This is a genomic window from Stutzerimonas stutzeri, from assembly GCF_000590475.1.
Classification (GTDB): domain Bacteria; phylum Pseudomonadota; class Gammaproteobacteria; order Pseudomonadales; family Pseudomonadaceae; genus Stutzerimonas; species Stutzerimonas stutzeri_D.
The window spans coordinates 3,258,230-3,278,954 of the sequence record NZ_CP007441.1 but is presented as its reverse complement, the minus strand read 5'-3'; the positions used below and the strand labels follow the sequence as shown (position 1 = coordinate 3,278,954).

Annotated in this window: 20 protein-coding genes; 15 read left to right on the top strand and 5 right to left on the bottom strand. The window is 62.1% G+C overall.

Annotated elements, in window-relative coordinates:
• Positions 1-47: 47 nt before the first annotated feature.
• Entirely contained in the window at positions 48-1,082 is a 1,035-nt protein-coding gene (gene dctP / locus CH92_RS14865) for a TRAP transporter substrate-binding protein DctP (protein WP_025242562.1), read from the bottom strand.
• Between the two features lie 405 nt (positions 1,083-1,487).
• Between dctP and CH92_RS14860 the strand changes: the two genes are divergently transcribed.
• The 8 genes from CH92_RS14860 to CH92_RS14825 all read left to right on the top strand — a co-directional run bounded on the left by CH92_RS14860 (position 1,488) and on the right by CH92_RS14825 (position 9,527).
• On the top strand, positions 1,488-2,006 hold the full coding sequence (locus tag CH92_RS14860; protein ID WP_051517565.1) for a PaaI family thioesterase: 519 nt from the start codon (positions 1,488-1,490) through the stop codon (positions 2,004-2,006).
• Complete coding sequence (locus CH92_RS14855) at positions 1,999-3,210, top strand: acyl-CoA dehydrogenase family protein (protein WP_025242560.1); 1,212 nt, start codon at positions 1,999-2,001, stop codon at positions 3,208-3,210. Before CH92_RS14860 ends, CH92_RS14855 begins: the two co-directional genes overlap by 8 nt.
• A 33-nt stretch (positions 3,211-3,243) precedes the next feature.
• Positions 3,244-4,011, top strand: a complete 768-nt coding sequence (locus CH92_RS14850) for an SDR family NAD(P)-dependent oxidoreductase (protein WP_025242559.1) — start codon at positions 3,244-3,246, stop codon at positions 4,009-4,011.
• 10 nt (positions 4,012-4,021) lie between these two features.
• Complete coding sequence (locus tag CH92_RS14845) at positions 4,022-5,092, top strand: phosphotransferase (protein WP_025242558.1); 1,071 nt, start codon at positions 4,022-4,024, stop codon at positions 5,090-5,092.
• The gene (surE, locus tag CH92_RS14840) at positions 5,089-5,871 is read left to right on the top strand and encodes a 5'/3'-nucleotidase SurE (RefSeq protein WP_025242557.1); all 783 of its coding nucleotides are present in this window, start codon (positions 5,089-5,091) and stop codon (positions 5,869-5,871) included. Before CH92_RS14845 ends, surE begins: the two co-directional genes overlap by 4 nt.
• Before the next feature lie 180 nt (positions 5,872-6,051).
• Positions 6,052-7,734, top strand: coding sequence for a long-chain fatty acid--CoA ligase (locus CH92_RS14835; protein WP_025242556.1), 1,683 nt, complete (start codon positions 6,052-6,054; stop codon positions 7,732-7,734).
• Between the two features lie 63 nt (positions 7,735-7,797).
• On the top strand, positions 7,798-8,544 hold the full coding sequence (locus tag CH92_RS14830; protein WP_025242555.1) for a class II aldolase/adducin family protein: 747 nt from the start codon (positions 7,798-7,800) through the stop codon (positions 8,542-8,544).
• A gap of 53 nt (positions 8,545-8,597) precedes the next feature.
• Positions 8,598-9,527, top strand: coding sequence for a 2-hydroxyacid dehydrogenase (locus CH92_RS14825; protein WP_025242554.1), 930 nt, complete (start codon positions 8,598-8,600; stop codon positions 9,525-9,527).
• 135 nt (positions 9,528-9,662) lie between these two features.
• Here the strand turns inward: CH92_RS14825 and CH92_RS14820 are convergent, their stop codons facing one another.
• On the bottom strand, positions 9,663-11,228 hold the full coding sequence (locus CH92_RS14820) for a class I adenylate-forming enzyme family protein (protein ID WP_025242553.1): 1,566 nt from the start codon (positions 11,226-11,228) through the stop codon (positions 9,663-9,665).
• 286 nt (positions 11,229-11,514) lie between these two features.
• Between CH92_RS14820 and CH92_RS14815 the strand changes: the two genes are divergently transcribed.
• The gene (locus CH92_RS14815; RefSeq protein ID WP_025242552.1) at positions 11,515-11,853 is read left to right on the top strand and encodes a hypothetical protein; all 339 of its coding nucleotides are present in this window, start codon (positions 11,515-11,517) and stop codon (positions 11,851-11,853) included.
• A 94-nt stretch (positions 11,854-11,947) separates the two neighbouring features.
• Here the strand turns inward: CH92_RS14815 and CH92_RS14810 are convergent, their stop codons facing one another.
• The 3 genes from CH92_RS14810 to CH92_RS14800 all read right to left on the bottom strand — a co-directional run bounded on the left by CH92_RS14810 (position 11,948) and on the right by CH92_RS14800 (position 13,783).
• Positions 11,948-12,751 carry an OmpA family protein gene (locus CH92_RS14810; RefSeq protein ID WP_025242551.1) on the bottom strand — a complete coding sequence of 268 codons (804 nt, stop codon included), beginning with the start codon at positions 12,749-12,751 and terminating at the stop codon, positions 11,948-11,950.
• Positions 12,752-12,793: 42 nt separating this feature from the next.
• On the bottom strand, positions 12,794-13,189 hold the full coding sequence (locus tag CH92_RS14805) for a DUF4398 domain-containing protein (RefSeq protein WP_038623048.1): 396 nt from the start codon (positions 13,187-13,189) through the stop codon (positions 12,794-12,796).
• A 252-nt stretch (positions 13,190-13,441) separates the two neighbouring features.
• Entirely contained in the window at positions 13,442-13,783 is a 342-nt protein-coding gene (locus tag CH92_RS14800; RefSeq protein ID WP_025242549.1) for a hypothetical protein, read from the bottom strand.
• A 199-nt stretch (positions 13,784-13,982) separates the two neighbouring features.
• Between CH92_RS14800 and ppc the strand changes: the two genes are divergently transcribed.
• The 6 genes from ppc to CH92_RS14770 all read left to right on the top strand — a co-directional run bounded on the left by ppc (position 13,983) and on the right by CH92_RS14770 (position 20,680).
• Positions 13,983-16,619, top strand: coding sequence for a phosphoenolpyruvate carboxylase (gene ppc / locus CH92_RS14795; protein WP_025242548.1), 2,637 nt, complete (start codon positions 13,983-13,985; stop codon positions 16,617-16,619).
• A gap of 246 nt (positions 16,620-16,865) precedes the next feature.
• Complete coding sequence (adk, locus tag CH92_RS14790) at positions 16,866-17,513, top strand: adenylate kinase (RefSeq protein WP_025242547.1); 648 nt, start codon at positions 16,866-16,868, stop codon at positions 17,511-17,513.
• Between the two features lie 427 nt (positions 17,514-17,940).
• Entirely contained in the window at positions 17,941-18,618 is a 678-nt protein-coding gene (gene tsaB, locus CH92_RS14785) for a tRNA (adenosine(37)-N6)-threonylcarbamoyltransferase complex dimerization subunit type 1 TsaB (RefSeq protein WP_025242546.1), read from the top strand.
• A gap of 59 nt (positions 18,619-18,677) precedes the next feature.
• The gene (locus tag CH92_RS14780; RefSeq protein WP_235206157.1) at positions 18,678-19,040 is read left to right on the top strand and encodes a hypothetical protein; all 363 of its coding nucleotides are present in this window, start codon (positions 18,678-18,680) and stop codon (positions 19,038-19,040) included.
• 15 nt (positions 19,041-19,055) lie between these two features.
• Entirely contained in the window at positions 19,056-19,931 is an 876-nt protein-coding gene (locus CH92_RS14775) for a DUF72 domain-containing protein (protein ID WP_038623045.1), read from the top strand.
• A gap of 56 nt (positions 19,932-19,987) precedes the next feature.
• A complete protein-coding gene (locus CH92_RS14770; RefSeq protein WP_025242543.1) occupies positions 19,988-20,680 on the top strand; it encodes an extensin family protein in 693 nt (230 codons plus the stop codon).
• Positions 20,681-20,725 lie beyond the last annotated feature (45 nt).

Genomic DNA, 20,725 nt, shown 5'->3' with positions numbered 1-20,725 from the left:
CCGCCCGACGCGGTGACCGCGCCGGGCGAGATGTTAGGCGAGGGGGATTAGAGGTAGCCGAGTTCGCCGAGGAAGGATTTGAGCTTCTGCAGGGCTTCGGCGGCTTTATCGCTGCGCTGACCTTCTTCCTCCCAAGTCTTCTGCGCCACTTCAATCAGGCGCTTCTGTACGTCGTCAGGCAGCGTGTTGACCTGAACGCCCTGTTCTTTCATGGCTTTGCGCAGGGCGATCTGCTCCTGGTACAGGTACTCGTTGGTGCGATACCAGAACTGCTCGTCGAGGACCTGCTTGACGACTTCCTGATCGTGCTCGGACAGCTTGTCCAGAGCCTTCTGGCTGATGATGATCACGTCGGTACCGGCGATGTTCAGCGCGGGCCGGACATGCTGCTTCGCCACCTCGTAGAGGCTCATGCTTGCCGCGCCTTGCACCGCACCCCAGTGAGCGCCGTCGACCACGCCAGTATCGAGCGCGGGATAAAGCTCGCTGCCTGGCAGGAATGTGGTCGATGCACCGGCCTCGTTGAGAAACTTCTGGAGGGCGCCGGAGGAGCGGATCTTCAGTTTGGTGAAGTCTTCCCAGCTGTTGATCGGGTTCTTCACCACCATCTCGGTCGGATAGACCTTGTCGGTAGACCAGTACACACCGTATTGCGCAGCTTCTTCGCGAAGCATGTCCTCGAAGCCCATGTGCTTGTGGAAATAGGCGGCTTCCCACACATGCTGGAAGGCAAAGGGCAAGCCCGAGGCGATGCCGGCGAGGGTGATCTTGTCCTGGGCATAGCCGGGAGAAATAGTGCCCATCTGGATGATGCCGCGGCTGACCGCGTTGAAGGTCTCTTGCGGCTTGAATAGGGCGCCGGACTCGAACAGCTGCAACTGCAGGCGGCCCTCAGTGCGTTTTTCGATCTGATTCTTCAGACGAACAAGGCTGTCGTTGTAGGAGCTACTGGCGCTCGGCCAGTGAGACTGAACACGCCACTTGGTGACCTCTTGCGCGGCGGCCATCTGCGGTACAACCGCGGAGACGGCCAGGGCAACCAGGGTGGCTGGAACGAGCAGCTTCTTGAACATGGATTTCATAACGCGTCCTCTTCTTGTAATTGTCTGGCTACGACCATTTTTTGCGCTTGCTTCGTAATCTGTTTCGCACAGCAAAACTGATTTTTGCAAAGTTAACCGAAAGCTAACATAGCGTGGAGCTTTTTCAAGCACTAGCAGAACGCCATCGTCCCCATTCTAGTTTTCATGATGTGTCCAACCGCTTGGCTGGCTAACCCTATGGCACTTCGATATTGATCTTAGACGGTTATGTTTGTGGGTCATCATAATTCTGCCTGATGGAACTCGATTTCGAATTGACGCATCGTTTCAGCCGTGCCAGCTTCAAAAAGACGCGGACTCACCATAAAAACAATCGAGAGGACAGGCTATGCAACTCGACCTCGAACGCATCGAGATGGAATCGCCTCGCGCGAATCCGTCGCCATGAAGCGGCCAGACATAGATCGGCTGACCAGCGATGCACCGTCAGACAACTTGCCGATCAGCGGAGGCAAGGATCTGCCGGGCTTTCATCAGGTGCTTGGCTATCGCCAGGTTTCCTGGACGGAAGATGAGGCGGTAATCGAACTGGATGTCCAGGCCTGCCACCTGAACATGGCTGGCGTGCTCCATGGTGGTGTGCTGACGTCGCTTCTCGATGTAGTGCTGGCCGAAGCCGGTACCTATTGCCCGTACCCGGGACGGGTGCGCAAGGCCATCACGCTGGTGCTCAACACTACCTTCACCGGGCAATGCTCAGGCGGCGTCATCCGCGCCATTGGCAAGCGGCGTGCCGGGGGTACCCGAATATTCAACAGCTCTGGCGAAGTGCGTGACCGGGACGATCGCCTGCTGGCGATCGGCGAAGCGACTCTTCGCCTGCGCTCTGGCAGCGAGCATCCGCAAGGGGTGCCATTCACGTCCCTAGCGCAGGACAACAAGAAGGAAAACGGCGATGTATGAACTGACCGGCAAAGCACTACAGCTTCATGAACAGCTCACGGCATTCATGGAAGAGCATGTCTATCCCAACGAGCATCTTTTCCACGAGCAGACCGCCTCTGCCGAAAACCGCTGGGCACCGCCGCCGATCCTCGAAGAGCTAAAAATCAAGGCGAGGGCGCAGGGGTTGTGGAACCTGTTCCTTCCCGAGAGCGAGTTCGGCGCAGGGCTGACCAATTTCGAATACGCCCACCTGTGCGAAATCATGGGCCGCTCGCATGGCGCCGCTGAAATCTTCAACTGCTCGGCGCCTGACACCGGGAACATGGAAGTGCTGACGCGCTACGGCACGCCGGAACAGCAAGAGCAGTGGCTGAAGCCCTTGCTCAATGGTGAGATACGCTCCTGCTTTTCCATGACCGAGCCTGATGTGGCCTCTTCCGACGCCACCAATATCGCCTGCGAAATTCGCCGCGAAGGCGACGAATACGTGATCAACGGACACAAGTGGTGGTCGTCCGGCGCGATGGCAACCACCTGCAAGATTGCCATCGTCATGGGTAAGACCGATCCCGAGGCCGAGCGCCATCGGCAGCAGTCGATGATCCTCGTGCCGCTGGATACGCCCGGCGTGGAAATCACCCGCGCGCTGCACGTGTTCGGCTACGACCACGCGCCCCATGGCCATGCCGAGATCCATTACAACAACGTTCGCGTCCCGGCCAGCAATATCCTGCTTGGCGAGGGGCGTGGCTTCGAGATTGCTCAGGGTCGTCTCGGCCCAGGCCGGATCCACCACTGCATGCGCACCATCGGGGTGGCCGAACGTGCTTTGCAGGCCATGTGCGAGCGCGTTCATTCCCGGGAGGCGTTCGGCAAGCCCTTGGCGGACTTCGACTCGATCCGCAAGGACATCGCCCGCTCGCGCATCGAGATCGAACAGACCCGCCTGCTGACGCTCAAGGCAGCGCGCATGATGGACACGGTCGGCAATAAGGTGGCGCGGCAGGAGATCGCCATGATCAAGGCGGCTGCGCCGAGCATGGCGCTGCGGGTACTGGATCGTGCCATTCAGGTGCACGGCGCGAAGGGCGTCTGCCAGGACAGCTTTCTGGCAGCGGCCTGGGCTCATCAGCGGACCCTGCGGTTGGCGGACGGCCCGGACGAGGTGCATCTGGACACCATCGCCAAACTCGAACTGCAGAACTATTCCAAAAAGCGCTGAGCCTCCGACAAGACCTACAAGAAGGATGCAGTCATGAACAATCCATTATTCGATCTGACCGGGAAGGTGGCACTGATCACCGGTTCCACTCGCGGGATTGGCCGTTCCATTGCCGAAGAGATGGCCCGCTGCGGCGCGCGTGTCGTGATTTCCAGCCGCAAGGCTGATGTCTGTGACACCGTCGCCGCCGAGCTGAACGCCGCTGGCTTCGAGGCCATCGCGGTCCCGTGCCATGTTGGCCGCAAGGAGGATCTGCAGCGCTTGGTCGACACGACCTTGCAGACCTGGGGGCGCATCGACGTGCTGGTCTGCAACGCGGCCACCAACCCTGTGTATGGGCCAACCAGCGAGCTGACCGACGACGCCTGGGACAAGATCATGGACACCAACGTCAAGGGCACCTTTTGGCTATCCAACATGGTCCTGCCGCAGATGGCCGAGCGCGGCGAGGGCGCGGTGATCATGCTATCGAGCATTGCCGGGCTGCGGGGCAACACCGTGATCGGTACTTACGGGGTGTCCAAGGCGGCCGAAGCGGCACTGGCACGCAATCTGGCCGCCGAGTGGGGGCCCAAGGGCATCCGCGTCAATGCGATCGCGCCGGGGCTGGTGCGTACCGATTTCGCCAAGGCGCTGCTCGATGATCCGGAACGGGTACGCCGCGCGGCCGAAAAGACGCCACTGCGCCGTATCGGCGAGCCGGTGGATATCGCTGGCCTGGCGGTATTCCTGGCGACACCGGCCAGTGCCTATATCACCGGCCAAGTGATCGTCGCCGACGGCGGCGAAACCGCGTGCTGAGGGTTCGGCGATGAACGAACCCGAGCTGATTGAGGTTCTGCCGGCACATCGCTTCGATGAGGCAGCGCTGGCTCGGTATCTGCGCTTGCACGTGCCGGAGGTGAGTGAAGAACTGAGCATTCGTCAGTTCCAGGGTGGCCAGTCCAATCCTACCTATCTGCTGGAAAGCGCCGGGCGTCGTTACGTGCTGCGCAAAAAGCCGCCAGGCAAGGTGCTGCCGTCGGCGCATATGGTCGAACGCGAATATAAGGTGATCCGCGCGCTATCCGAGCACACCCGCGTGCCGGTCCCGCGTGTGCATCTGCTGTGTGAAGACGACAGCATCATCGGCACCGCCTTTTACCTGATGGATCACGTGACAGGCCGGATTTTCAGCCACCCGGCGCTGGATGGGGTGGCAAGCAACGAGCGACAACCGATTCACCTCGCCGCCGTCGATACGCTGGCCGAGCTTCATCAGGTCGATGTGGCAGCGGTCGGGCTTGGCGATTTTGGCAAGGCACAGGGCTACTTTGCGCGGCAGGTGAAGCGTTGGTCCGGCCAGTACCAGGCGTCCCGCACCGGCGACATGCCGTCAATGGAGCGTCTGATGCAGTGGTTGCCTGAGCAACTGCCGCAGTTCGATGAATGCGCTATCGCCCATGGCGATTACCGCCTCGGCAATCTGATCTTCGAGCCGGGCCAGGCGAAGGTAGCGGCGATTCTCGACTGGGAGCTGTCCACCATCGGCCATCCACTGGCCGATCTCGCGTATTTCTGCCTGCCCTATCACCTGCCAGCCGGTGTGGATGGCCTGCGTGGGCTGGTCGGCATTGACCTTCAGGCACAGGGCCTTCCGTCCGAACAGCAGGTGCTGGAACGCTACTGCCGGCAGAGCGGCCGGGGCGACGTGGCTGACTGGCATGTTTTCGTGGCGTTTTCGCTGTTCCGGCTTGCCGCGATTCTGCAAGGCGTTTACGCCCGCGCGCTGCAGGGCAATGCCAGCAATGCCGATGCGCTGCAGGTCGGTCAACGCGCCGGTCTGCTGGCTGACGCCGGCTGGCGCGTCGCCCAGGGCGGCGACAAGGGAGCACTGTCATGAGCGGTCCATTGCTGCGGCGTGTCCTGCTGACCAACGATGACGGCATCGCCGCGCCAGGGCTCGCACTGCTCGAGCTGATCGCTGCGCAACTGGCCGAAGAAGTCTGGGTCGTAGCACCCGAGCACGACCAAAGCGGCACTGGCCAGGGCATCTCGGTGCACTCGCCATTGCGGGTGTACCACCACGGCGAGCGGCGCTTCGCCGTTTCCGGTACGCCCTCTGATTGCGTGATGTTCGCCATGGCCGAATGGCTGCAGGATTCGCCACCCGACCTGGTGCTTTCCGGCATCAACAGCGGCGCGAATATCGGCGACTCGGTGCCATATTCAGGAACCTTAGGGGCGGTCCTCAGCGCCGACCTCCTGGGGCTGCCCGCCATCGGACTGAGCCAGGCGTTCCTCGACCGCACCCATATCGATTGGTCCTGTGTCGAAACTTATGCCGAAACCACGATCCGCGCGCTCTGGGCGCGTCGGGAGGAGGGTGGTTGCTGCTGGAACCTCAACTTTCCGGCCTGTCCGGCTGATGTGGTCAGCCACTTGCGGATGACCAAACAATCACGCGGCTCGATCGCCCGTCCGCGATTACAGGCGGGACGGGACGGTCGCGGCTTGCCGTACTGGTGGCTCGGCTTCGAGCACTCATCGGCGCACATCGTCGCGCCTGAAGCGGATGTCACCGCGCTGCGCGAGAAGCGCATCGCCATCACACCCTTGCGCGACACCCGGGGCTGGCTCGAGTGGGGCGAAGAGTGGGCCATGGCCGAACTGGCCCTTTAACAGGCCGCTGAAAAACTACCTGCGTTGGCAATACTGCGTTAAAACAGCCTCAGAATGCTCATTTAGAACACCTAAACTCGTACGCGAGCCCGGTCCGCTTCTTCGACTGTTTTTGCCTTGTCTTGCCTGCCTCGCCTACGTTTTTTCAACGGCCTTTAATAGCGATTCAGGAGTTCTGTAATGTTCACTCGTCATCATGAAGCCTGGCCCGAGGATTTGCCCAAGCACCTGACGGTGCCGGAAACCAGCCTGTTCGCCAATCTGGAAATCTCCGCGCGACGCTTTCCGGACAAGACGGCCATCGTCTATTACGACAGCCTGATCACATATCGCGAGCTGCTGCGTGAAGTGGAAGCGCTGGCCGGCTATCTGCAGCACCTGGGCGTGACCAAGGGCGACCGGGTGCTGCTGTATATGCAAAACTCCCCGCAATTCACCATTGCCTACTACGCGATCCTGCGTGCCGACGCCGTAGTGGTGCCGGTCAACCCGATGAACCACAGCGCCGAGCTGGAACACTACCTGCACGACACCGGTGCGGCAGTCTGTCTCTGCGGGCTAGAGCTGACCGGCTTTATTGCGCCGCTGGTAGGGGTTGCTCAGCTGCGTCAGGTAATCGTTGCGGCCTATTCTGAATATGTCAGGCAGTCCACGGATCTGGCGCTGCCGGCGGAAGTCCAGGCGGCGGCCGTCGCGCCGACTTTCTCCGGCGGTATCGCCTGGCGCGAGGCGCTTGAAGCCGGTTACGCACCCGGGCCGCATATGGTAGGGCCGGACGATCTCTGCGTGTTTCCCTACAGCTCTGGCACCACCGGCGCGCCGAAGGGCTGCATGCACACCCATCGTTCGGCCATGGCGACCATCATTCACCGCGTGGTCTGGACCAACAGCACCAGCGAATCGGTGATCCTCGCGACGCTGCCGTACTTCCACGTCACCGGCATGCAGGGCGCCATGAGCGGGCCGATCTACAACGGCGGCACGGCTGTAATCATGACCCGCTGGGACCGTAAAGTGGCGGCGCAGCTGATCGAGCGCCACCAGGTTACCGGCTGGGTCAATATCGCCACCATGGCCATCGACTTTCTCTCCGATCCGGATCTGGAGCGCTACAACCTGTCCAGCCTGGTCAGCGTCGGCGGCGGCGGGGCGGCGATGCCCAAAGCGGTAGAGGAGAAACTGCATCGGCTCACCGGCCTGCGCTATATCGAAGGCTATGGCCTGTCGGAAACCATCGCCGCCACCCATATCAACCCGGTGCCGCGGCCCAAGGCGCAGTGCCTTGGTATTCCCGTATTCGATGTCGACAGCCGGGTCATCGACCTGCAGAGCCAACGCGAGCTGGGCCCCAATGAAGTGGGCGAGATCATCAGCTACGGTCCACAGCTGTTCCAGGGCTACTGGAACCGGCCGGAGGAGACCGAACGCGCGTTCATCGAACTGGACGGCAAGCGTTTCTTCCGCACCGGCGACATGGGCTACTACGATGAAGAGGGCTATTTCTTCCTCGTCGACCGGGTCAAGCGCATGATCAATGCGTCCGGCTTCAAGGTCTGGCCGTCGGAAGTGGAAAGCCTGATGTACCGCCACCCGGCGATCCAGGAGTGCTGTGTCATCTCACGCCCCGACCCCAAGCGCGGCGAGACGGTCAAGGCCTGCGTGGTACTGCGTGACGGCCAGGCCGGGCAGGTCAGCGAGCAAGACATTATCGACTGGTGCAAGGCGGAGATGGCGGCCTACAAAGCGCCGGTCTATGTGGAGTTCGTCGCGTCGCTGCCGCGCTCCTCGACCGGCAAGTTGATGTGGCGCGCTTTGCAGGAAGAGGAAAATCGCAAGCACGCCGGCAACGCGCAGGAGGCCTGAGTACCACCCGCCGACTGCGGGTCATGCGCCATCTGGCGCTCTCGAAACCAACGGAGCAGAGCTATGCAAGAGTCAACCTCGACGAATCGCGAAGCCGAATGGCAGGTGCGCAAGGACCTGGCCGCAGCCTATCGGCTGGTGGCGCACTTCGGTTGGGACGACCTGGTCTTCACCCACCTGTCAGCGCGGGTTCCTGGCCCCGAGCACCATTTCCTGATCAACCCCTACGGCCTGCTGTTCCAGGAGATCACCGCCTCGTCGTTGGTCAAGGTCGACAGTGAGGGGCAAATCGTCCAGAGCGGCAGCCTGCATCGGGTCAATCCCGCCGGTTTCACCATTCACAGCGCGATTCACATGGGACGTGAAGACGCCGGAGCGGTCATGCACCTGCATGCGGCTGATGGCACGGCGGTCTCGGCGCATCGTGACGGTCTGCTGCCGCTGAGCCAGACGGCCATGCTTTGTCTGGATCACATCACCTATCACGAATACGAAGGCGTGGCGCTGGACCTCAGTGAGCGTGAGCGGCTGATAGCCGACCTCGGTAGCAAGCAAATGATGATTTTGCGCAACCATGGCGTGCTCACCGCCGGCGCAACCGTAGCCGAAGCTTTTACCTATCTCTATTTCCTGATGAAAGCGTGCGAAATTCAGGTACGTGCCCAGTCCTGCGGCCCGACCCACATGCCATCCGCCGCCGCCATCGAGACCACTCGCCAGCAATCGGCTGGGCTGGGCAGCGCCGCCAAGCTGACCTGGCCAGCCCTGTTGCGCCTGCTTGAAGCCAACGGTCACGTCTACGCCATTTAACGCTAGGCTGGCAGGCCGCATTTTTTTTTTAACCGAGCAGAAGCCGAGTGCCCATGAAAATCCTCTTCGTCGCCGCCGATCCCAAGCCCGAACGCTGGACCAATCTGATTCAGCAGCACCTGCCGGGGGCTGAGATCCAGGTCTGGCAGCCGGACATGCCGAGCTGGGGCGCCGATTACGCCATCGTCTGGCATCCGCCAGCGGCGCTATTTGACAAGGAGCCGCAGCTCAAGGCGATCTTCAACATGGGCGCTGGTATCGATGCGCTGGTACGGATGTCGAACTTGCCGCGCAATATTCCGGTGGTGCGCCTGGAAGATGCCGGCATGTCCGTGCAGATGGCCGAGTACGTCGCTTACCACGTGATCGGCATCAGTCGCGACATGGATGCCTACCGCGAGCAGCAGGCCGCCGGCCAATGGAAGCTGCGACGACCCATCGAGCGCAGCGAGTGGCCGGTTGGGGTGCTTGGGCTCGGTCAGATCGGCCAGCGAGTTGCGCGCACTTTCGCCGGGCTGGATTACCCGGTCTGCGGCTGGGCGCGCTCCAGCCACGCCATCGACGGCGTGCGCAGCTTTGCTGGCGAGGCGGAACTCGACCACTTTCTGGGTGAAACCCGGGTGCTGATCAACACGCTGCCGCTGACCGACAGCACCCGCGATCTGATCGATTACGAGGTGTTGTCGCGGCTCCGGCCCGACGCAGTGGTGATCAACGTCGGCCGCGGTGAACATCTGGTGGACGAGGATCTCTGTCGCGCCATCGAAGAGGGCCGCGTCTCCCGCGCAGTGCTTGATGTGTTCCGTGAAGAGCCACTGCCGACGACGCATCCGTTCTGGAGCATGCCGCAGGTGACCATTACACCCCACGTCTCGGCCCGCACCCTGCGCGAAGCGACCATCTCCCAGATCAGCGAGAAAATCCTCGCGCTGGAGCAGGGTCAGGCGATCAGCGGCGTGGTGGATGTCGAACGCGGCTACTGACAGCGCCCCGGCTGACCGTTGGAAGGACTAGGGCTGCTCGAGACAACGCATCGCCTGAGGGCTTTATCAGGTCTGAGCCCCAGAAAACAACCAGGCGCGCCCCGCCTGTTGGTGGCGAAAGCGGTGGCCCTGTCTTCAGTCCGCAGTGCCGTGCTCGGCCTGGTAGCGATCGCGCAGTTCGCGCTTGAGGACCTTGCCGATGGCGCTGCGCGGCAGTTCGTCGGTAAACGCCAGACGCGCGAGGCGCTGGGTCTTGCCCACGCGTCCGTTGAACCAGTCCAGCAGCGCTTCGGGTGTTTCCGTCGCGACGGCAGTGGGCACGACGAAAGCCACCGGCGTTTCTCCCCAGCGGGTGGATGGCACCCCGATAACGGCCACATCGGCAATCCCAGGATGCTCGCGCAGAATCGCTTCCAGATCGCTCGGGTAGAGGTTGAAACCGCCGGAGATAATCATGTCCTTTTTGCGGTCTAGCAGCGTAAGGAAGCCCTCGGCGTCGAAGCGGCCGACGTCGCCGGTACGGATGAAGCGTTTGCCGCTGGGATCGAACCATTCGGCCTCTGCGGTTTTCTCCGGCTTGTTCAGATAGCCGGTCATCATCGCCGGTGAGTGTCCGACTATCTCGCCGGTCGCGCCCTCGGGCAGTTCGTTGCCTTCGTCGTCGATAACGCGGATGTCGTGCCCCTCGGCGGGCTTGCCGACGGTATGCAGTTTTTCCGGGTAGTCATGGGCGGCAAGGATGCAGGTGCCGCCGCCTTCGGTCATGCCATAGGTGTCGACAAGCCCGCCTGGCCAGCGCGCCAGCACATCGGCTTTCAGCGCTGCATTGAACGGCGCGCTGGTGCAGAACTTGTAGCGAAAGCGGCTGAGGTCGTAGCGAGCGAAATCCTCGCGGGCCATGATTCGCTGGTATTGCACCGGCACCAGCATGGTATGGGTCACGCCATGCTGCTGCGCGAGCCGCAGGTACTCACCGGCCTCGAACTTGCCCATCAGCACCACGGTGCTGCCCAGGGCCACTGTCGGCAGAAAGGCGACCAATGTGGTGTTGGAATACAGCGGCGTGGAAATTAGCGTGGTGGCATCGTCGTAACCGTATGCGGCACTGCGGCGCACGTGGGCCCAGCGCATGGCATGGGACTGCACGATGCCCTTTGGCTCGCCGGTGGTGCCGGAGGAATAGATGATGTTGAACGCCCAGTCCGGTTGGATCGCCACGGGCGAGGTCGCCTCGTCGCCGAGCCATGCCGATAGCGCGTTCGTACTGGCCTGATCCAGGCTCAGGAGCGGGCAGGGCAGCCGCGCCATGACCGGGGACAGATGTTGGGCAGCTGACGCATCGACGAACAGCAAGCGGGGCGAGGCGTCGGCCAGCATGGTCAGCAGGCTCTCGGCGCTGGCCGAAGGAGCCAGAGGCGCCACCGCTACGCCGGCGCGCAATGCGCCGAGAAACACCACGGCATATTCGATGGAGTTGAAGGCGCAGATCGCGATGCTATTACCGGGTTTCATGCCATCGCGCTGCAAGGCCGCAGCGACACGGTTCATGCGCTCGTCCAGTTGGCCGAAGCTCAGCTGGCGGCCATCCTGGATCAACGCGGGGTGATCCGGCCGGTGTTTGGCCCAGTGCGCGATGAGCTCGGGCACAGCGGCGAAAGGCTGGTCGAGGCTGATGGTGTCGGGGCGGGCGGAAATATCCATGGCGGGCTCGTCCTGTCGTATGAAGTGTGGCGATGCCGTGGGGGCGCTGGCGCAGTCGCGCCGAATCTAAGCAACGATCAGCGTTAATCGCGCGCGGGTGAAGCGTTATTCGCGTCAGCGATGCCAGGCGATCAACACAGACTAGTCTGGCTGGCACGCTGCCAGCTGCGCTCGTGATCCGACAGTTCACACGTCATTGCTGGCGCGGAGGTGAAACGACGTAGCCTTCGCGCCGGGACTCGGTTTTTTGCGACAATGCCGCCTCTTTGATCAGGCGAATCCGTCCATGTCCGAACGCAATCCAATTCCGCTGATCCTCACCGCCATCGGCAGCGTCATCGGCACCGTTGCGGTGCTTTCCTACTATGGCTACGTGCATATCGCCAAGCCGGAAGACGCGCTGTTGCTGGCCGATTACACGATGCTCAAGACCGTTCCGGGGGAGGATTACCGCGTCTCGCTAAAGCCCGCACCGCAGATAGCCGACTGCATCGATGGCGTGCTGGTACTTTTCGACACCGAACAGAAGGGCTTGAGCGGCGTGCTGGTGGATAAGCAAAAGCGCGCGATTCGCTGCATGAGCCAGGGCGTTCCGACGGCGGCAGAGCCGGCAACCAAGCCCTGACATTTCGATTCGGCGAGGCCCGGCGTGAAACAAAAAGCCCGCCATGACGGCGGGCTTCGGCGGTTGATGTTGTCAACCGTCAGGCAGCGCGGCATTACCGCATCGACGAACGCGGTGCAACGCGTTGATTGTCGTTGGAGATGGTCACCTCGACACGGCGGTTCATCGCCCGACCTGAGTTCGAGTCGTTGCTCGCCACCGGATACTCTTCCCCGTAACCGACCGCCTGGATGCGCTGCGCATCGACCCCAGCATGGGTCAATGCACGCCGGACAGACTCGGCGCGCCGCTCGGACAGCTGCTGATTGTAGGAATCCGAGCCAGTGCTGTCGGTGTAGCCCTCGACCATCACCTTGCGCTCTGGATTTTCGTTCAGGAAGTCGGCGAGCTTCTGCACGCCGCGCATACCGGACGGCTTGAGGTCCGCCTTGTTGAGATCGAACAGGACATCACCGAAGGTGACCAGTGTGCCGCGCTCGGTCTGCTTGGCTTGCAGGTCCTGCTGGAGCTTGCGGATCTCGTCCTGCTGGCGCTTGAGTTGCTGCTCGCGTGATTCAAGTCGGGCTTCGGCGCGCTTGGCGGATGCCTTCTCGATGTCCTGCTCGGCAGTACGCAGGGCGATGGTCTGCTCGGCGAGCTCGATGCGGCGCTTGGCCAGATAGGCAAGCTGATCGACCTTTTCCTCGTCCGCGTCGTTCAGATAGGCCTGGTTGGCCTTTTCCAGCGACTTGCCGGCGTCTTCGGTTTCCAATGCGGCCAACTTGCTGGATCGGGCGTCGGCTTGCAGCTGAGAATACTGCCCACGCGCTTGCTCAAGGTTCTGGTTGGGCTGCGAAGAGCAGGCAGCCAGTCCGATGCTCATGGCCAGTACGGTAGGGAGCGTCAATAATTTATTCATAACGAATCATCCTGTGTTGAAGGCGAGAGTTGAGTGGGGTGATCACTGGACGCTGCGCATGCTTTCTTCGCGCAGCTCTTGAATACCCCGGTTGGCGTCCTCTACTGCCTTCTGCGCTTTGGCTGCCTGGGCCTTGCGCTCGGCGACGCGTGCATCCCACTCGGCCTGTTCGGCCAGCTTGCGCGCTTCGTCGTAGTTTTCTTTCTGCATGGCCAGTTCGGCCTGCTTCCATTTTTCCTGCGCGGCGCGCATTTCAACCGCGGCATATTCGGTACCGCCCGCACTGACCGCGCTGCGAACCGCGGATTCGGTCACGGCGAACTGTTCGTTCGGTGGATTGCCGGCACAACCAACCAGCAGTAAACCTCCCAATGCAACGGCTGCCAGCTTGGGTAACTGAAATCGCGATAGGGGGCTTTCGATGGTGTTCATTTTCATAGCCAGTCTCCAGTGGAAGATCGGAACGGTGCCCGTGAGCGTGTGTTTGGCCTCTACGGGAAGGCCCAGCAATCAGAGCGGGCATGTTTTTGTGAGGGCGTCAGGCCGCAATCGTTCCAGTTAAAAGACAAACGAAGCGCCTGGAGATGGCTTTTTAGAGCTGTCGAGGGAAAAGCGGGGCGGCTGCGTGAGGACGCCTCGCTGAGTTGAACGACTGGCTGGCAGGGGGCCAGCCATGCCCGCGGCGCCGTGTCAGGGCTGTTCCGACTGCTCTGCAAGCAGACGCTCGAGATGCTTGCGCGAAAGGGCGAGAAAGCGCGGCGTCGGGCCGACGTCTTCGTAGATCGGGTCGCCCTGTTCGTCGGTCGAAATCACCTTGGTGCCCCGTTGATAGGGGAGGCTGGTCTCGATGCCTTCGAGCGCGGCGCCGACCAGCTCCCCCAACAATTCCTCGGTACTGCGCTTGGGATACATCTCCGCCAGCGCGGCCAGCCGTGCGGCGCTTTCGACATCCAGTGGAATGGTGTATCGAGTGGCGCTCATGCGCCCGGTGGCGCTGCTTTCCCATTCACGGACCAGTTCTGAAATCTTCATCTAGCTCCATCCTTAGCCCGCCGTGGCGAGCGATATTGGCGTGTAATGCGAGCGACCGTCGAACAGACTTGCTTCGCGATGTCTTGTCTTCGACGAACACGCTGGGCACTCTGTTTGGAGGGTTCTTACAGCGTAGCCGTTCAGCATCGGTTGCAAATCGGTTGCGCGCCTTCGATGGCGCAGCCTGGGAGACAGGAACATGGCGAAGATCGACGCGCGGTTGCGCGAGAACGTTCATCTGCTTGGCGAATTGCTGGGCAACACCATTCGCGAGCAACACGGCGTTGCTTTCCTCGACAAGATCGAACGCGTCCGCAAGGGTGCCAAGGGCGCACGTCGTGGTTCGGCCGAGGGGGCCAGACTGTTGCAGGAAACCCTCGACGGACTGGCCGACGACGAGCTGCTGCCAATGACTCGCGCCTTCAACCAGTTCCTCAACCTGGCTAATATCGCCGAGCAGTATCACCAAGTGCGCAGGCGGCGGCCCGGCGAGCCGGCTCCGTCCGAAATCGGCGTGCTGGGTGGCTTGCTCGAGCGGCTCAAGGGCGAGAGTTTCGGTCAGGAATTCCTGGCGCGGCAGGTGGGGCGGCTGGAGATCGAGCTGGTGTTGACGGCGCACCCGACCGAGGTGTCAAGACGCACGCTGATCCAGAAATACGATGCCATCGCCGCGCAGTTGGCGGCACGCGACCATACCGATCTCGGCACGGCGGAGCTGGCGCGGATCGAATTGCGTCTGCAGCGGCTGATCGCAGAGGCCTGGCACACCGAGGAAATCCGTCGCAGCCGACCGACGCCGGTGGAGGAGGCGAAGTGGGGCTTCGCAGTCATCGAGAATTCGCTCTGGCAGGCGCTGCCCAATACGCTGCGGCAGACCGACCAGGCGCTCTACCGCAGTACCGGTCTGCACTTGCCGTTGGATGCGGCGCCGATCCGCTTCGCATCCTGGATGGGCGGAGATCGCGATGGCAACCCCAACGTCACGGCCAAGGTGAGCCGCGAGGTGCTTCTGCTGGCGCGCTGGGTGGCGGCCGACCTGTTCCTGCGCGATGTCGAGGGGCTGATCACCGCGCTGTCGATGCAAACCGCGAGCGACGAACTGCTGCGCCACACGGGCGAATCGGCCGAACCTTACCGGGCTTTGCTCAAGAATCTGCGTGAGCGGCTTCAGGCCACGCGGGACTGGGCCAGCGCTGCGGTAGAACGAGATCAGCCGGCGCCACCCATGGTCCTGCAAGACAACTGCGAGCTGCGTGAACCGCTGGAGCTCTGCTACCACTCGCTGCACGCCTGCGGCATGGGCGTGATCGCCGATGGCGCGTTGCTCGATAGCTTGCGTCGGGTTGCCGCGTTCGGCCTGTTTCTTGTGCGCCTCGATATCCGCCAGGACTCGACCCGGCATGTCGCAGCGATGGCGGAGATTACTGATTACTTGGGGATTGGCCAGTATGACCAGTGGGACGAGCCGCGGCGCTTGGAGTTTCTCCAGCGCGAGCTGAACAACCGTCGCCCACTGTTGCCGTCGCATTTCCAGCCGTCTGCCGATACCGCGGAAGTGCTGGCAACCTGCCGCGTGGTAGCACAGGCACCCGGTGCATCGCTCGGCTCCTATGTCATCTCCATGGCCCGCGGCGCGTCGGATGTATTGGCGGTGCAGTTGCTATTGAAAGAGGCGGGCCTGCAACGACCGATGCGCGTCGTGCCATTGTTCGAGACACTCGACGACCTGAACAATGCGGGCCCCACCATCGACCAGCTGCTGGGATTGCCCGGCTATCGCCAACGCCTGCACGGCCCGCAGGAAGTGATGATCGGCTATTCGGACTCGGCCAAGGACGCCGGCACCACAGCTGCCGCCTGGGCGCAGTACCGCGCGCAGGAAAGCCTCGTCGAGATCTGCCGTGAACATCAGGTCGAACTGCTGTTGTTCCATGGCCGTGGTGGCACCGTCGGGCGCGGCGGCGGGCCCGCTCATGCGGCGATCCTTTCACAGCCGCCGGGATCGGTGGCGGGGCGCTTCCGTACCACCGAGCAGGGCGAAATGATCCGCTTCAAGTTCGGGCTGCCGGACATCGCCGAACAAAACCTCAGCCTGTATTTGGCTGCGGTTCTGGAGGCGACGCTGTTGCCGCCGCCGATGCCGGAGCCGGATTGGCGCGAAATCATGGAGCAACTGGCTGGCGCAGGTGTCAAGGTTTACCGCAGTGTGGTGCGTGATCACCCGCAATTCGTCGAGTACTTTCGGCAGGCCACGCCCGAGCAAGAACTCGGCCGCCTGCCGTTGGGCAGCCGTCCGTCGAAACGCCGTGAGGGCGGCGTCGAGAGTTTGCGGGCGATTCCCTGGATATTCGCCTGGACCCAGACGCGGCTGATGTTGCCCGCCTGGCTGGGCTGGGATCAGGCGTTGCAGGCCGCGCTGGAGCGCGGCGAAGGTGATCGGCTGAAACAGATGCGGCAGCGCTGGCCGTTCTTCAGTACCCGTATCGATATGCTCGAGATGGTATTGGCCAAGGCGGATGGCGACATTGCCAAGCGCTACGACGAGCGCCTGGTCACTGTGCAATTGCAGTCCCTGGGTCACGATTTGCGTGACAGATTGTCGCAGGCGGTAGCGGCGGTGCTCGATCTGACCGGACAGTCCGAGCTGCTGGCACACAGCGCCGAGACCCTTGAGGCGTTCAGCCTACGCAATACCTATCTCGACCCGCTGCATCTGATGCAGACCGAACTGTTGGCCCGTTCACGGCAACAACGGAGCCCGGCGGAAAGCCCTCTGGAGCAAGCCTTGCTGGTCAGTGTCGCGGGTATTGCAGCCGGGCTGCGCAACACCGGCTGAGGCCGTGAAAGAGTGCTCGTGACGCGTCGGATAAACGTCGTCACGACCGTGCGGCGACGTTTTCCCGCCTTCATGTTTGGCGGCAGGCTCGCCGCACATGAGGCCATGAGGGTCGCTTGTCTGCTTTCTGTGCGCTGTGTATCGTGTTCAACCTTTTGTCGCATGGCGGCAAACCCGATTTTTTGATTCGCCAGAGGTATTCCATCGACCTGGCGGCACCCTTTGCAAAACTTGAGGACTCACTCCATGCGCGTAATTCTGCTGGGAGCGCCCGGTGCCGGGAAAGGCACACAGGCACGCTTCATCACCGAGAAGTTCGCCATTCCGCAAATTTCTACAGGCGACATGTTGCGTGCAGCGGTCAAGGCCGGCTCGCCGCTGGGCCTGCAGGTCAAGGATGTCATGGACAGCGGTGGCCTGGTTTCCGACGAAATCATCATCGCGCTGATTCAGGAGCGTTTGCAGCAGCCCGATTGCGCCAATGGTTTCCTGTTCGATGGCTTCCCACGCACTATCCCGCAAGCCGAAGCGCTGCGTGATGCCGGCGTGAAGTTGGACCACGTGCTGGAAATCGCTGTGGATGACGAAGAGATCGTCGGTCGCCTGTCCGGCCGTCGCGTGCATCCTGCGTCTGGTCGCGTCTACCACACCGAGCACAACCCGCCGAAGGTCGCTGGTGTCGATGACCTGACTGGTGAGGAGCTGATTCAGCGCAAGGACGATCTGGAAGAAACCGTTCGCCATCGCCTGGGCGTCTATCATTCGCAGACCAAGCCGCTGGTGGCCTTCTATCAGAACCTCGAAGCTACCGAAGGCACGCCCAAGTGCAATCGCGTCGAAGGCGTCGGCTCGGTGGAAGAGATCACCGCCAAGGTGATGGCTGCGCTCAGCTAAACGGTAATTTTGCTGTCGCTAACGGCCCGCTTTTGCGGGCCGTTGTCGTTTTAAGGCGGATAGGTAATCGAGGGTCGCTCTTGAAGCCGCACCTGTCTACGGTGCGCAAGCGCTAATCATCTGGCCGCTACCATGAGAACTATCTAGAGGTGGGTGCTCGGGTTGGCTATGAGCGTCGCGGCCCTGAGCGCTTTAGCCGCTACCGAGTTACAGCATTGGCTCAGCTAGGTGGCAATGCAAATCGAAAAAATGATCGCTGCCAATGCCAACAAGGATACCGATGCGGTGTGCGATATGGATAACACGTCCGGCCTTGTCCGCTAAGGCCTACGACACTGTAACCCGTCGTTCGTCGGGCCGCAGCGCTGGCAAAAAAAAACCTAAACCGTTTTAATGCCCGCCCACTCGGCCACCTGCATAAATCATCATGACTACTCTGCTGGCGCTGGACACTGCGACCGAAGCCTGCTCCGTTGCATTGCTGCATGACGGCAAGGTAATCAGCCACTACGAAGTGATACCGCGGCTGCATGCGCAACGGTTGCTGCCGATGATCAAGGACCTGCTGGCCGAGGCGGGCATCGCTCTCTCGGCGGTCGATGCACTGGCCTTCGGCCGCGGCCCTGGTGCCTTCACTGGTGTGCGTATCGCTGTCGGAGTGGTGCAGGGCCTGGCGTTCGCGCTGGAGCGCCCAGTACTGCCGGTCTCGACGCTAGCGACCATTGCCCAGCGGGCCTATCGCGAGCATGACGCGGCGCAGGTGGCGGTGGCCATCGATGCGCGCATGGATGAGGTCTACTGGGGCTGCTATCGCATGCATGAGGGCGAGATGCAGCTGGCCGGGATCGAAGCCGTGTTGCCGCCGGAACAGGTCAGTCTGCCGCGCGATAGCGCCGGAGACTGGTTCGCTGCCGGCACGGGCTGGCGCTATGGCGAGCGGCTTTCGGTGCAGCCTTCCGCGGCCGATGCGACACTGCTGCCGCATGCCGAGGACCTGTTATGTCTAGCGACCTATGGCTGGCAACGGGGGGAAGCGGTGGAGGCGGATCAGGCCCAGCCTATCTATCTGCGCGACAACGTCGCGACGCCGAAGGCGGTGCGCTGACGGACGGCATTGCCAATTTGAAGGCAGCCCGATAGAGTCGGTTCCACTTCGAAAGGTGAATGATGCGTCTTAACGGTCTCGCTCCCTCAGCCTATCCCATCGAACGCGCTCCCCTGCGGGAAAGCGCGCCGGTACCTTATCGCGAAAGCGAAAAGGCTGCGGAGCAGGCGCGCGAGTCAATCGTCACTCCGTCGAGCCAGACCGACGCTACCTACGAACACCTGTCCCGGCAAAACCGTAGCGAGTCCATTGACTATGGCTCGGTCATTTCCGGTGACTTCATGCCGGCGCGCTTCGAAGCCATGATGGAGCGGCCGTTGAACAACCGTGCGGCGCAGGCGCTACATAGCTATGGCACTACCGCCAGCTTCAGCGCCAATCTCGATGCCCATGAAGTGCTCGGTCTGGATCTCTACGCCTAGGCGTACTAACCGCGTTTGAATCTTCCTTATTTTCTCGGCTGCCCATCCTGGAACGACGCCGCTTGGCGTGGGTCGCTCTATTCGCCAGGATTGCCCGCAACCGATTTCCTTTCCCGCTATTGCTCTGTCTTCAACACCGTCGAGGGCAATACGACGCTCTACGCTTGGCCATCGGTGCAGAAGATCGAACGCTGGACGGCCTTGATGCCAGAAGGGTTTCGCTTTTGCGCCAAGCTGCCACGGGAGATCAGTCAGGCGCCGGATCTTCGCGACGTGTTGGAGCTGGTTCTATCGTTCCGCTCGTTGCTGGCGCCGCTGGGATCGCGAGTCAGCCCGTTCTGGCTGCAATTGCCCGCCAACTTTGGCCCGGCTCGTCTCGGTGAGCTGGCGCAACTGATCGAGACCCTGAACCGACCGCTCGCCGTAGAAGTAAGGCACAGCGCGTTCTTCGCTAAAGGAGAGGAGGAGCGGTCGCTGAATCGATTGCTGCTTGAGCGGGGCGTGGAGCGCATCTGCATGGACACCCGCGCGCTGTTCAGTTGCCAGACGCGTGATACTGCCGTGCTCCATGCGCAAAGCAAAAAGCCGCGGCTGCCGGTGCGTCCGGCGGCGTTTAGCCAGTCGCCGCAGCTACGCTTCGTCGGGCATCCCGAGCTCGCGGCGAACGACCGCTTCCTCGCGCCCTGGCTGGACAAGGTGGCGGGCTGGATCGAGGCGGGCATGCGTCCGCATGTCTATCTGCATACGCCTGACAACCGGCTGTCGCCCGATCTGGCCATGCGATTCCATGAGCGACTCGGCGAGCTATTGCCAGGTCTGCCGCCGCTTGCCGTGGCGCCGATGCAGAGCGAGTCGCAGCTGTCGCTCCTGAGTAGCGAACGTCGCTCGTGATGTACCGGTAGCCGGCATCGCTGCAACCTTGGCGTGCCGGTGTTGCCAAAATCGACATGACTTTTGGCCGTTTCTTTCTGTTGCTGCTGCTCGCGTTGGGCGGGTTCGTCTACGCGGTATGGCGTGGTCACGTCGACGTCCCGCCGAAGTGGAACCCCTGGGCGCCGCTGAATATCCGCGAGGCGCCAAACCTGCTGACGTCTTTCAAACTGAGGCGTCTGCAGGAGGATCGGGGGTTGTGCGAACAGGCGCTGGCGACCTCGGATCTGAAATACGTAGCCGTGCCGGACAGCACGCCTCAGCCTGGCTGTCCGGTCGAGAACGCCGTGCGCGTGACCGGCTCGGCCGTGCGCTTCAACAACGCCTTTCTCGCGACTTGTCCACTGGCGGCGGCGTACGCGCTGTTCGAACGCCACGGCTTGCAACCTGCGGCGCAACAGGTGTTCGGTCAGCCGGTAGTGCGCGTCGATCACTTTGGCAGCTTCGCCTGCCGCAACATCGCGCGCAGCAATCGGCGCAGCCAGCATGCCTCGGCCAATGCGCTGGACCTGGCCGGGTTCAGATTGCAGGACGGCACGCGCATCACCGTCGCACGCGACTGGAAAGGCGATGACGACAAGGCGCGCTTCCTTCGCCAGGTCAAGGCGGCTGCCTGCGAGGCGTTCAGGATCACCCTGAGCCCCGAGTACAACGCTGCTCACCACGATCATTTCCATGTGGATATGGGTGGTTTCGGCCTGTGTCGCTGAGGCATGCCGGCGCTCGCTCTGGCAAAATGCGGCGTTTCCCGCCAC